Genomic DNA, 12,685 nt, shown 5'->3' on the forward strand with positions numbered 1-12,685 from the left:
TGATTTATGTAAAAATGTCCAGTATCAACATATCCGCTGCCCATGGGGTTCGGTCAGGATGTGCCCAACGGGGAGACGGCCCCCGGCACCCCTCATTGTTCCCGGCAGAATGAGGAACGACAGGACGCCGCTGAGCTGCGCCAAATGTGCCACGAGCAGAGGGAGATAAGCTTCGCACCAAGGCGGAGGAAGGGGAAACGGCATCCAAGCTCGGAAGCCAAGCATGCATTCGGGGTACCAGGGAGCTATGACCCTGAGAAGGCTGACATATCCCCCGCCTCCGCTGCACTGCCCGACTTGGCAAACTTACCTCGCAGCCAGCCTACGAGTAGAAGGACAAGCCCGATGATGCCGAGCGACCAAATCGGAACTAGGACGAACCACATCGCGGGAGGAATACCCTGGCCCTGAAGTTCCGGGAAGAAAATCGTCACGATCGCCCGGCCGATGATGAGACAGGCGAAGCACAAGCCGACCAAGAGGCCACCGAGCTTCTTCATTCTTTCACCGGGTTTCGCCGAAGTATGGACAGGTTGTACTTCCGACTCTGCCATGGTTTGCACCCCCTTCATCGAGTCTCGGATTCGGTACCACAATCACGACTGCCGCTGCTGGGATCAGTGCTGCCACCTGGTTCCGCCGCCTTTTCGGTTCGATTGAGCCAACGGCAGAGGGTTCAGACGATCAAATCATATTTATGCTAACCTGTTCCGGCAGTGTGTCAATGAAAAAAGATGAGCCCGCGGAAGTTCCGAAGTTCCTAGGATCCAACAAAGCGGAAGCCGCAGGGCCGAGTTCGTAACCCCATCCCTTGGCGGCTGGATTCAATCAGCAGGCCAGCAGTTTAATCTCCGCTCGTGCTCAGCCATCTTGCCTGCCTCGCGCGGGCGCGGGCGCTGAATCACTTGTCCCTGCCCCCGCTTGTCTCTCCGGCAAACGAACAAACTTCAGTCGGCGTAGAGGGTTACTCCAATGCGCTGTGACAGGTCCATCCACGAATCCGCGAGGTGGAGGGGTTGGCAAGGGATTTGGCCCTCCTTCATGCGGGGCGGTGGACGTCGTCTTGCGGTCTGTAGCCGAGCTGGGTGCGCGCCACGGTCAGATCCCAGCGCATGCCGGAGTTGGCGGACATGCCGTTGACAATCAGGAACCGTTCGGGGAGGGGAGCGGTCAGGCAGCACTCCATCAGGTGCAGAAAGTCGCGGTCGGAGAGCCACAGTTGGCGGAACCACTCGCCCCGATCGGCTGGCAACTGGTCGGGCCGATTGATTCCTCGCCACACCCAGCCGAGGCGAACGGCGATCACTTCCAGGCCCCGGACGGCGGCGTAGTGCTGGCCGACGCGTTCGCCGAAGAGCTTGGCGGCGGCGTAGGGTCCGCTGAAGCGTTCGGCTCCGTCGGCAGTGTAGCGCAGGCCTGGTTTGGGCGGCAGGTCCTCGGTGATCGGCAGCGGCGGCCCGTCCTGGTAGCCCCCCATGACATGATTGGAGCTGGCGAAGACGAAGCGCCGGACGCCGTGCAGGGCCGCGGCCTCGTAGACGTTGAGCATGGCATCGACATTTGGCCCCAATAAATCGGGCCAGTCGTGATAGGCGACGGGGTCGCCTGCCAGGTGCACGACCGCCTCCACGCCCTGGAAGTGCTTGATCCAATCGCCCCATCGGCTTAGATCGGCGGTGTGGACGCCGTCGCGGGGCTGACGGTCGATTAGCACCAGGCGGGTCTGCCCGGCCAGATGAGCGGCCAACTTGGCGCCGAGATTCCCACTGGCCCCGGTGATGAGCACAACGGCGGGCAACGTCACGGCTTCTCCCCCGTGATTTCGGACAGCAAACGAAAGAAGCCTCTCTTCCGTTCACTGCTGATTTGCCAGTTCACCGGCACACTCTGGTAACCCTCGTCGAACCCTTCGCCTTTCCGACGATAGTCGAAGTAGCCCCAGGACGCATACGCCTTGACTGCCGCGATGAAGTTGTTGTTGGGTTTGTCAAAGTCGTAGTGGTCGTCCTCGTTGAAGAGGATGGGCATGGGGCGGTAGCCTTGCACTCGGCGGGTCTGGTGCACCATCTCGGTGATCCGTTGGGGGTCATGTACGCCGTTGCCGTGCAGCAGGAGGAAGTCAGCCGCTTTGACCACGTTGGGTTTGGGGATGCTCCCCCCGCCGTAACTCGTACTGACCCAGAGGGGGTGGTTTTTCTCCCGGCTCCGTGTTTTCACCCGCTCGATGAGTTCATGGACGCGCTCGGCCTTGAGAATGTCGTGATCATACCTCTTCACGTCGCATTCGTTGTTCACTTCCACCACCACATTCGTGTATCGGCGGGCGATGAGCCAATCGACCACATGATCGACCCCGGCGATGACGGCTTGCTCGTCCTTAAGCCGCTCATCTTGGCCGAAGTAATACAAGCCGAGGATGACCACCATTCCCAGTTCGTCGGCCTTGTCGATCACCTGGGCCAGGCGCGCCATGTATTTTTCGTCCAGTGTGCCGTCAGCGTGGATCGCTGAATTGTGCCACGGCTGCGCCTTCGAGTATCCTTCGGGACTGCCGCCTTGCAAGTTCAGCGTGATGGCTAGCAAGCCGTGCTTGCGCCAGGTCGGCATCGTGGCGATAAATTCCGCGGTGTTGCGCTCCGGGTCCCACTTCCTGGTGTCCGGGTAAGCCCAGCGTGTCACGGTAGCGGGATTGCGATCGTCAAAGATCGCCTGCACCATCCGGCTGTTGAATAGCAGCCCCTCAATGGGCACACCGTTCCAGATGCGGCCCTTGTAGGTCGGCTGGCCGTTGATGTAAAACTTGTCCTTCACGATACTGACGACGGTGGCACGCGGGGTTTGAATGGTCGAGGCTGCGGGCCGGAGGGCTGCCCTGTCCCCCATTGCCAGGGCTGCGATTGTGAAGGCGATCATGCCGCCTACCATGAAGAGGTGACGCATAAATTCCTCCGTTTCGGCTTCGGATGGTGGGAACTTTCCTAGTGCCTGACAGCTCGCTGTCCCGGTGAGTCGTCGAGTGGTTTCTGGAGTCTCATCCCAGCATACTGTTGGTCTTTCCCGCGGGCAAGGAATGGAGAAACGACACCGGCCAACCTCTCAGGGCTGGCCGGGCGAAGGAGCGACTGCTGATCCCGCTGGAGGAGCGCCCCGCGGCTCATTCTGACCGCGAGGGGGCGGATGACTTCAGGACGTCACTGATCCCCCGTGTACTCGGCGGGGATGTTCGAGAGGAAGCCGAGGGAGTACTTCCCCTTGTTGGCGTCCCAGACGGCCTGGGGGAAAGGAGCGACGGAGGGAACATCGACCGGGCGGCGGGTTTCCACATGGCCATCGGCCATCGCGACATTGCCGACACCGGCGAAGCGGAAGTGAGCGCAATTGACGCCCCATGAAGTAAAGGCGTTGGTGCCTCCGTAAGGATTGGGCACATACGGCGAGCCGAAACTGTCGAACACCTCCTGCAACGTGCCGTCCGGGTTGAGCTGGACCTGCTCGGCAAAGAGGAAAGTTTGGCTGGTGGGCAGGTGATGGAGACGCTTATTCTGCACGTGGCGGTTGTAGGCGTAGCCGCGCGACAGCATGCCGACCGTCGCCCGCACCGGATACCCCTCGATTCCGGGGCATTTTGCTACTTCCGTGTTGTTCTCGTAAAAGTTGGTCAGGATCCCGCGGGTCGGGTCCACACTGACGACCTGATAGGTCGTGCTGCTGTAGGTCACCAGGCCGTACCAGTACTGGATGGTGTAGGTGGGGGTACTCCAGGTGAAGACGGAGGTCGGGGGCAGTTTGCCGTGGGTGTCGTGGTAGTTGTGACAGGCCAGTGCCAATTGGCGGATATTGTTGGCGCCCTTGATGCGGGCGGCGGCAGTGCGCACCTTCTGCACGGCGGGCAAGAGCAGGCCGATGAGGATGGCGATGATCGCGATCACCACCAAAAGCTCGATCAGCGTGAAGGCGTGCCGCAGCGGGAAGCGGCTAGCAGAGGCTAGTCTGGCTCGGCGGCTCGGTCCGCGTTGAGGCAGGTTCGGCAGGGCATGGAGACGGAAAACGGTCAACACACAGGTCCACATGGACAGGTACTCCTCCCGCCGGTCCGGGCGGGGTAGTCGGGGCGGACTGTCCAGGTGCGGTCAAAACGGGACGGGGCTGCGCCCCACGCGCAGCACAGGAAAGGATCGACCGGCCCGTCCGGCAACCTGGGTCCGAGGCCCCGAACGACTCAGATCATGACGGGCAGGTCTTCTGGCTTTCGGCTCGTGGCGAACCTGTCGGCGGCCTTCCCATGACCCGCAGGTCACAGTGGCGTGCATGCCGAGGGTTCTGGCCGATCACAGCAGCGGCCCTGCGCCGGATTCGCACCGGCTTCCCTCTTGCCTCCCCGATCCGCAGACCGGGGAACCCGTCATGCTAGCGCTTCGTTGTACATCCCCGACGGGAGTCTGGCCAGAGCGTCTCTGCGGACCCAGCCGCCCTCGGCGAACAGGTCCAGGGGCAGACAGGGACAGGAGGAGTACGCCGACATCCGCCCGAGGGGAAGGAGGCAGCAGGACGAAGGGGACGGAATGCTCAGGGGCGAGAGGCCGAGTCCGCAGCGGGAGGGGAAGTCGGACGCCGTCCCACAGCCAGGAGATAGGCCGCCAGTATGGCAAACAGGGCTACTCCCAACGCCCGCGCCCACGGGACCTCGTTGGGGTCCCACACCCGCTTGCCGCTAGCGTCCAGGGTGCCGAAGAAGTGCGCGCCGAGGTTGACCGCGGCCACCAGCTCATCCGAGAAGGCAAAGAAGGCGACGATCAGACCGCAGAGCGTGCCCCCCGCTATGTAACCGCTGGCTAAAAGCACGCCGGGACTGGTTTCCGCCGCCGCTTCCCGTTCCGGTCCGCCCCGCCGCCAATCGGCAAGGTAGCGCAGCAGCCCGCCCAGGAAAATCGGCACCGTGGAGGCGAGCGGAATGTACATCCCCACCGCCAGGGGCAAGGCTGTCACTCCCATCAGCTCGACGGACACAGCGATGAGCGCGCCGATCAAAACCAAGCCCCATTCCAGCGTGCCGCCCAGGATGCCCTGGATGATGTTGGCGAACAGGTGCGGCTGCGGTGCCGTGAAGGCGGCCGGAGCGGAGGAACCGTCGTCCATCCGCCGCGATTCCTGGGCGATCGGCGTATCCGTGCGGTAGTGCGCCTTGCCGCTTTCATCGACCAGGTACCGTCCGGGCCGCACTTCCGCCAGTCCCTGGCTCGGTTCCGCCGGGTATTCCCCCCGCCGCACATGGACCACAAAGTACTCCTGGGTATCGTCCTGGTACGGTTTGCCGGGCCGCTGCCGCGGAGCATCCGCAGGAATGGCCAAGCGCCGTTCTGGCAGATTTTGTTTGCTGTAGTGCGTGCCCGCGGTGTTCAACAGCAGCATGGTAAAGCCGATGACCAGGGCCGACGAAATCGCGCCCAACAGAATGCCCCACTGTTGCTTGTACGGCGTAGCTCCGACCAGAAAGCCGGTCTTGAGGTCCTGCGAAGTCGTTCCCCCGTTGCTGGACGCAATGCACACCACCGCCGCGATCGTCAAAGCACTGAGCATGGCCGAGGGACCGCTCCGCCCCACCACCACGAAAATCAGGCACACCAGCAGCAGCGTTGCAATCGTCATCCCAGAGATCGGATTCGAGGAAGAGCCGACTTCCCCCGTCAGCCGGCTGGACACCGTGACGAAGAGGAAACCGAAGAGCAAAATCAACACGCCGCCCAGCAGTCCCTCGGCATTGAGACCCAAGCCCAGTTGAGGGATCGCTGCTAAGGCCAGCACCAGGGCCACACTGCCGAAGAGGACGGCGCTGAGGGGTAAATCCTGTTCCGTGCGCCGGCGGGCCGGAGAGTTCGCCGCTCGACTCGCCCGCAGGTCTCGCAGCCCCCCCTGGATCGACGCCACAATCAGCGGCAAGGCCCGCAGCATGGCGATGATCCCTCCCGCTGCCACCGCCCCCGCGCCAATGTAGCGCAGATACGTCCGCCCAATCTGGCCCGGACTCATGTTGCGGATCAAACCCGCATTGCGGCTATCCTGGGGTTGCTCCGCCGCCCACACTGCCGGCGAAACCGGCTCCGTCAACTTTTCCCCGAAAGTGACAATGAGCGGTCCCAACACCCAGTACGACAGAATCGCTCCCGCCATCATCAGGCAAGCGATCCGCGGGCCGATCAGAAACCCCACCCCCAGCAGCTCCGGGGCCAGTTCCCCTGCTGCCTCGGCCCCCTTCAAACCGCTGCGACTGCCATCCGCCTGCCGGTGCGATAACTCCACCGCCGGTTCCGACGCCCACAACTTCCCCGCCGCCTGGAAAAACTTGTACACAAACGCCAGCCCGAACCCCACAAACACCATCCGCGCCGTCGCTCCTCCCTTCTCCCCGGCGATCAGCACCTCCGCGCACGCTGTTCCCTCCGGATACGGCAGACGCCCATGCTGCTGCACAATGAAAGCCCGACGCAGCGGAATCATCATCAAAATCCCCAGCACCGCCCCCAGCACCGCCACCGTCATCACCCGGATCGGGTCCATCTCGAACCCCAACAGCAGCAGCGCCGGCATCGTCACCCCGACCCCAAAGGCAATGCTCTCTCCCGCACTGCCGGTCGTCTGCACAATGTTGTTCTCCAGGATCGTCGCCCGCCGCCAGCCCAACGCCCGGCTGCACGCCCGAAACAACGTCACCGACAGCACCGCAATCGGCACCGACGCCGACACCGTCAAACCCACCTTGAGCACCAAATACAGCGACGAAGCCCCGAACAATATCCCCAGCACCACTCCCACCAGCACCGCAGGAAACGTGAACTCCGGCGGCGATTGCTCCGGCGGCACAAACGGAATGCCGTTCCCCTCTCCCTGGCCCGCCGCCTGCCCCTCCCTCTGGCCCGGATCAGTATCTCGACGCCGCTCCATGATCACCCCCCGCCTTGACACACGCGAAGACCCCACCCCGCCGCCTGCTCGTCTCCTCTTTCCCCGCATGCCTGCGGTACACCATCCCCGCCCTCGAGGACCCCGAAGCTGGCGAAACAAACCCCGAAGGCTCACGCCGCGAGGATATTCCTGGACTCCCCTTGGCCTCCGAATATAGAAGCTGACCGCCCGCAGCACCACAAGCCGCCAGGAGGCCACAACTCTGGGAATAATCCTAGAGACCTTATGCAAAACTTGCTATTGGCTGGAATCGGCGAGGTGGTGGTTCCTCAAGTTCGCCAGCAGCCTGGGCTTTGCAAAACTCGCTAACGGCGTGGCTTTGCAAAACTCGCTATTGGCTGGAAATGGTGAGATGGTTCCCGCGGCTAGCGACAGGCGTGAATGCAGCGAAAGGCGTGGATTTTGTCACAGCGGCCCCCGCTCACAATCCTCCGCCCCAGTCTAGGGTTGGATCCATCTGCCAGTACCCTCTTGGGGAGCAAGCCATTGCCGCCAGATGATCGTGCGGCTGTGCGGATCAATTTCACCCCAATAGTAAACAGTGGCGTGGATTCGGACAAGAACCCTGCGGTCATCATCTGCCTGAAGTTCGATATAATCACCATTGCGCGCTACTTCAGTAAACGTGCGAATTCCTCCTTGCGGACTTCGTTCCCGCCAATTCTTGCCACCGAGATGCTCATAGATCCTGCCTGAAGGTGTGGCCCAGCGAACCCGCGGATCAGGAGGGGGAGGAGGGGATGGATTGGCCGGCCCAGCCACCAGGTCCTGAAGTTCTTTCTCCAGCAGCGCGGCTTCGGCATCTCTTTTGTTGCGGACGAGTTGCCGGATCGCTTCGGTGTAAGCCGACTGGAGTGCTTTGCGGGCCGCAGCCAGTTGGGAGAGGTATTGGTTGGTAGGGATAGACTTGGGCAGCTCTCCTGTGGTGGTATAGGCCAGTCGCTCGGCTAGGATTTGGTCCACTAGCTTTTTGTTGCCATCCTGGCGGGCTAGAGCTTCCTTCTTGTCAAAAGCGTCGAACAGGCTCTTCTTGATTCGCTGCACTTCAGACTCGTAAGCCTTTTTGGCCGCGTCCAGTTTGGCTAAAATTGGGTCGGCCTTGGATTTCTGAGGTGGATCGGCATTTTGGCCTCTGGAAACGAGGGCGGCCCCTGTCAGTCCCAGGAACGCGAAGAGAATCCACCGGCCAAACTGAGACTTAACAGAAGTAATCGTCCCGCAATGAGTCATCGTCCACCTCCTCTCAGTCAGAAAGACAAAGTGTGAGTCTCCTGCTTTTCCCGCAGGACACCCTAGTATACCATTGGGTAAGGAACCGGGGCTAGAGACTTGAGAAACACTTTGGACCACCGCGACCCTCCCCTTGTTGTGGCTTAGCGTCCTGCACTCGCACTTGTCCTGGGGAGCGCTCGCAGGGGCCGCTGGCGGTCAAAGCGCGGACAAAGCGGACGGCAACTGGACTGTGGTCGTCCTACACTACAGTTCGGATAGCGGTAGTGGAGCCACGAGGCGCCGTTTCACAGCTTCTCCTTTCTCCGTTACCGGGCGGCTCAGCACGAATTGTCGCCAGACCTCCCCCCTAAGCGATGATTCCCTCTCTAGGGCTTTCCTCGCCCTCAATCACGACCTGTAACTTGTAGTGGATCGGGAACACTTTCGAGGCTGATTGGCCGAGCAATGCGACGAATCTCTTGCGCTCTTCAATCGCTTCCTTGTTCTCAGATTTCCGTGGGACGGCTCGATACCCGAGTCGGCCTAGCACTATCCCCTCGCCGATTTCCACTGACTCGCCCGCGGTGTTCACGATCAAACAGCCGTCGAGCTTTCTCCCGCTTGCTGTCGTGAAAGTTGCAGCCACAAATAAGTCATAAGCTCCCTTGGGGACGATCTTGCTATTGATTGGGCGAACCCACGTTTCGTCCCGGCCCGGTACGTCCTCTTCGTCTAGAGCGAATTCCCAGATCGGGAAGGCGGCAAAGTCGCTCACCTTCAACTCGTTGCAAGGCTTACGCGTTTGGAGTGAGACCTTTCTCATCCCGATTACCCCCATCAGGCCATTTGTCAGGGCTAGACCTCAGTTCGACCCGCCAGGCCAACAGATGGAGCGCCGAGTGCTCTTATCATTAGAATCAGGACGGCTTCTATCACCGCCGAGATTTGGTCCGCCGCCGTGGCGTTTCGGTTGTCAAACTGGCCCGCTGAAGGCCGGTGAGTAGCGGCAGTCTGCTGCGGGAGGAAACACCCTCACGGATCAGGCTGGGGTGGCGCTCACTCCTCGTTGATGCCCAAAAGCGCGATCAGGGCGCAGAAGGTGGCCATCACGATCCCCCAGGGCCACCACACCTCATAGACATACCACAGCACGAGGGCCGCCAGAAACAGGACCGCCGCCGCGCCGAAGGCGACCACGCTCCGCCGTTCGCCCAGCCATGTCAGGAAGAATGGCTCAATCAACCCGTAGTAGAAGAAATCCATCATGGACGATCCGCGCTCCGCGGACGTGTTCCCTTCAAACTCCACCTGCCCGCCACCCTCCAGGATAAATCCGGGAGAAACGGGTGTCAAGCCGCCGAAGCCGCATCTTCTGCCGCGATGGGATGTCCAATAAATCTGGAGGGGGGCTTCCCAGGTGGAGTCGGCCACGGTGTCCGCCTTTGCGTCGGCAAAGCTCCGCCGCCCCGTGGACTGGCTCAGGGCTCCATGAGGGGGAGCCGCACGGGGCCGTGAAGCCCCTTCCCGCAGCACCGCGGGGACAGCACCACCCGCCTGCGGATCGGCTCGTCACCGGACTTTGGACCGGCAAGTGCGATCTCGGCCACGGGATGAATCCCCTCCGGGATGATCTTGGAACTGACACGGGGAAGGCTGTCTCGGAGCGAGAGTGGTTGACGTAAGACTGTCACGGCAACTCGCGGGTCTTCCTGGAGGGAAGTTCCCCCGCCGAGGGTCTCGACACGCCCCGATTTCGCCTTCCTGCCCGCGGAGGAAGCCCTCGGTAAGCGCCGGGTACATCGTGGGGAGCAGATCGCCATCCGCTACAAGCTAGAGGCGGTGTGCTGCCCGCGGCCCGAACACCAGCAAGGCATGGTGCGACGCTTTCGACTGATAGACCGGCTCGCGCCGGAGGCTGCGGTCAATTGAGGACAGATCGACCGACGGGGCCACCGCAAGGTGCAGAATCAACAGGCTAAGGCAAGAGAGAACACTTGGGCAGAGCATCGCAGAACGCCCCCTCCTTTCCCGCTGAGCGGCCTAACGGCGGTCGCCAACGGATACGGGGTGTTGAACCTACGAATCAGGACGCCCCACCGTTTACTAGCAGTGGCCGGATTAGGGCGCATAATAAGAGATGTTTTGTACCTTATTCCTTGTTGCTTAGTAGCTCCTTCATCACCTTATGGATGGCCTCAGCAGGCAACCGCCCTCGAACATGCACTTCATTCTCAATTTGCTCGACTTCGACCTTGTCAAAAGCATCCACGACACCCCTGAAGGTAGGATTAATCCTTGCGATTTGGGCAGTTTGCTCTTTCAATTCCCGAATAAAACCCCTGATACCATTGGCAAGCAGGACAGCTCCAATTTCATTGAGCGCCACCGCCCTAGCTATAATTCTGATCTCTTTGTCTACGTAAAGGCTTGCCATAATAGAAAACTTGTTATTAGCATCATAAAGACATAAACCTATTACCGTATCTGGGTCCAATTTTCGGATCATATCACGTAGCTCTTTCCTGGCTTTACTCTGAACTCGCTTTCCTTCATGAAGATCCATAGCCCTGAAAAGAGCCTCCTTGGTGGGTGCCATTACCGCCATCTCATCGCTGAGGATGGCACCGAATGGGGTTGCACCCTCTTGGGGTAGGAATTGAAAGTACTTCCGTTTACCTTCCTTAATAACCTTGAGGTTCTCAGGAGCGGCTAGTGCGCTAAAAGTGCATAGGCCGTCAAGTAATCTCGCGTCCCAATTGCCCTCAAATATAACGATTTCTGGCTCTTCTGATGAATCTAATCTGCCACCGAATGTGATCCGCTGAACGGCTTTGCCGTAGGCCTCTAACCAACGACGATTCTCCACGGCGTCGCTCAAAACCCTACGGATGTTATCCTCATTGTTATCAAAAGCCCTCTTCTTGATGCCTGTCTCGGCAGCCATTTCGCGGAAAATCTCGAATCCGTATTTCCTGATTAACTCGGGAAGATACTGCTTCGCTAGCGGCGACTCCACTAGTTTGGCGAAATTCACTGTGATAATGAAATCCACATGTTCTGGGAGATAGTCTCCAATATCATCGGCGCAAGCAGGGGACAGCAGGAGCAACCACACCGCAGTGGCTGTGAAAACTCGGGCGATCATCTGGTTCATGGAAGTACCTCATGGGTTGGGGCCATGCTGTTCGATTGCTTGATGCAATCGAGAAGGAGGTCCCGGAGTGGGGGCGGGACGCACGCCCCCGAACCGGCGGCTCCGGGACCGGATGTTCCCTAGCGGCTCTGGGGCCGGATCGTCCTCCCTATCTCCTATCTACCTCCGACTTCGCCTCACCCTGACAGTGTGGGGGCCGTCTTTGCGACTCCCAGGGGATCGGTGTCCGAACAGTAGGGGGCCGTCTTTGCGACTCCCAGGGGATCGGTGTCCGAACAGTAGGGGGCCGTCTTTGCGACTCCCAGGGGGTCGGTGTCCGAACAGCAGGGGCGGCTATTTTGCTCTTCGCTCCTCGGAGGGTTTGCTTTGCCCGAAAACAGCAAATTTTTCTCGTGCGATTTTCCGTATCCTGTTCGCTTGTCTGGATGAAGGCTGAGCGCTCAGAGGCGGTTTCCAAGCGGGACCGACTCCGGGAATCCGAAGTTTTACAAGTCCCAGCTACGCGGCGGCGGGATGACCGAGAAGGTATCCCTAGACCCGCGTCCACTCTACAGGCAAGCGATAGTTTGAATTCCACACTAACAGATAGATTGCACTTGTCAAGCATTTTTTGGTTTTTTCTTTTATTTCGAGAAGGTGATTTTGATGTTGCAAAAAGGGTTCTTCCAGTGTAGAAAGCGGAAGTCGATTGATCAACAAAGGGACTGCATCCGTCAGGGTTTTGGAGACATGGTGAGATTAGATTGAGGTCAGATGCAGAAGAGCACATGGAGAGCCGCGTCGCTAGGGGCTGCCGGCGTCTAGGGGTTTGCACTTCCCCGGTTTCCTCTTGCTTGTTGGCGGGGCGGAGGCTATGGGGTGGGTTTGGATTGGCGGGGCATGGGCCGGTGGGAACGGACTGGGCGCGTGGCGGAGGGGGTATTGGGGTGAGGTTTGTTCTCCTAGGGGCCGGTTCGTTCGAGCAGTTTCACTGGGCATATGTGAAGGAAAGCAGAACCTCAGGAGGTGACGATGCGGAGTCAGCGGTGGTTCTGGAGCGGAGTAGTCGCGGCGGCGGCGTGCGCGGGAGCGGGGGGATGCAGCAATGCGCCGATTGCGGGAGCGCTGGATTGTTGTTTTCCGAGCAAGCTGGAGGCGCCGCCGGTGCGCCCGCCGAGTGTGGGTCCTGGCCCGCTGGGTCCGCCGGCGGGAGGAGTGCCAGGGGAGCGTTTGCCTCCGCCTGCGGATTTGAGTCCGCCGCTGCCAAAGAGCTGACAGTGACTAAGGGCGGGCGAGACACCGGAGTGATGAGCGAGGTGCGCAAGGCGAAGAGGCGAACCTTTTGACAGAAGAGGGGAACGTCGGCGCGACGTTCGGGAC

At 60.5% G+C, this 12,685-nt stretch carries 10 protein-coding genes and 1 riboswitch; of the genes, 1 reads left to right on the forward strand and 9 read right to left on the reverse strand.

The annotated features are described in order from the left end of the window. Positions 1-245: 245 nt before the first annotated feature. The 9 genes from H0921_RS15345 to H0921_RS15385 all read right to left on the reverse strand — a co-directional run bounded on the left by H0921_RS15345 (position 246) and on the right by H0921_RS15385 (position 11,326). On the reverse strand, positions 246-554 hold the full coding sequence (locus H0921_RS15345) for a hypothetical protein (RefSeq protein ID WP_194539401.1): 309 nt from the start codon (positions 552-554) through the stop codon (positions 246-248). Positions 555-1,039: 485 nt separating this feature from the next. Further along, on the reverse strand, positions 1,040-1,804 hold the full coding sequence (locus tag H0921_RS15350; RefSeq protein ID WP_194539402.1) for an NAD-dependent epimerase/dehydratase family protein: 765 nt from the start codon (positions 1,802-1,804) through the stop codon (positions 1,040-1,042). Beyond that, complete coding sequence (locus tag H0921_RS15355; protein WP_194539440.1) at positions 1,801-2,883, reverse strand: glycoside hydrolase family protein; 1,083 nt, start codon at positions 2,881-2,883, stop codon at positions 1,801-1,803. Before H0921_RS15355 ends, H0921_RS15350 begins: the two co-directional genes overlap by 4 nt. A gap of 308 nt (positions 2,884-3,191) precedes the next feature. Next, positions 3,192-4,070 carry a DUF1559 family PulG-like putative transporter gene (locus tag H0921_RS15360; RefSeq protein ID WP_194539403.1) on the reverse strand — a complete coding sequence of 293 codons (879 nt, stop codon included), beginning with the start codon at positions 4,068-4,070 and terminating at the stop codon, positions 3,192-3,194. Positions 4,071-4,215: 145 nt separating this feature from the next. Next, a riboswitch (cobalamin riboswitch) is annotated at positions 4,216-4,418 on the reverse strand. Between the two features lie 148 nt (positions 4,419-4,566). Continuing rightward, the gene (locus tag H0921_RS15365; protein ID WP_194539404.1) at positions 4,567-6,939 is read right to left on the reverse strand and encodes an OPT family oligopeptide transporter; all 2,373 of its coding nucleotides are present in this window, start codon (positions 6,937-6,939) and stop codon (positions 4,567-4,569) included. 462 nt (positions 6,940-7,401) lie between these two features. Next, positions 7,402-8,190 (reverse strand): hypothetical protein, encoded by a 789-nt coding sequence (locus H0921_RS15370; protein WP_194539405.1) that lies wholly within the window; start codon positions 8,188-8,190, stop codon positions 7,402-7,404. Positions 8,191-8,539: 349 nt separating this feature from the next. Further along, positions 8,540-8,947: a hypothetical protein gene (locus H0921_RS15375; RefSeq protein WP_194539406.1), complete on the reverse strand. Its 408-nt coding sequence runs from the start codon at positions 8,945-8,947 to the stop codon at positions 8,540-8,542. A 281-nt stretch (positions 8,948-9,228) separates the two neighbouring features. Beyond that, positions 9,229-9,603, reverse strand: a complete 375-nt coding sequence (locus tag H0921_RS15380) for a hypothetical protein (protein ID WP_194539407.1) — start codon at positions 9,601-9,603, stop codon at positions 9,229-9,231. 718 nt (positions 9,604-10,321) lie between these two features. Further along, positions 10,322-11,326: a hypothetical protein gene (locus H0921_RS15385; protein ID WP_194539408.1), complete on the reverse strand. Its 1,005-nt coding sequence runs from the start codon at positions 11,324-11,326 to the stop codon at positions 10,322-10,324. A gap of 1,011 nt (positions 11,327-12,337) precedes the next feature. Here H0921_RS15385 and H0921_RS15390 point away from each other — a divergent pair. Then, the gene (locus tag H0921_RS15390; protein WP_194539409.1) at positions 12,338-12,580 is read left to right on the forward strand and encodes a hypothetical protein; all 243 of its coding nucleotides are present in this window, start codon (positions 12,338-12,340) and stop codon (positions 12,578-12,580) included. Positions 12,581-12,685 lie beyond the last annotated feature (105 nt).

It is taken from the genome of Thermogemmata fonticola, from assembly GCF_013694095.1.
GTDB classification, from domain to species: domain Bacteria; phylum Planctomycetota; class Planctomycetia; order Gemmatales; family Gemmataceae; genus Thermogemmata; species Thermogemmata fonticola.

Coding starts and splice junctions, on each gene's coding strand:
- H0921_RS15365 (WP_194539404.1), bottom strand. CDS start 6,939: ATGGAGCGGCGTCGAGATACTGATCCGGGCCAGAGGGAGGGGCAGGCG.
- H0921_RS15385 (WP_194539408.1), bottom strand. CDS start 11,326: ATGAACCAGATGATCGCCCGAGTTTTCACAGCCACTGCGGTGTGGTTG.
- H0921_RS15360 (WP_194539403.1), bottom strand. CDS start 4,070: ATGTGGACCTGTGTGTTGACCGTTTTCCGTCTCCATGCCCTGCCGAAC.
- H0921_RS15390 (WP_194539409.1), top strand. CDS start 12,338: ATGCGGAGTCAGCGGTGGTTCTGGAGCGGAGTAGTCGCGGCGGCGGCG.
- H0921_RS15370 (WP_194539405.1), bottom strand. CDS start 8,190: ATGACTCATTGCGGGACGATTACTTCTGTTAAGTCTCAGTTTGGCCGG.
- H0921_RS15355 (WP_194539440.1), bottom strand. CDS start 2,883: ATGGGGGACAGGGCAGCCCTCCGGCCCGCAGCCTCGACCATTCAAACC.
- H0921_RS15345 (WP_194539401.1), bottom strand. CDS start 554: ATGGCAGAGTCGGAAGTACAACCTGTCCATACTTCGGCGAAACCCGGT.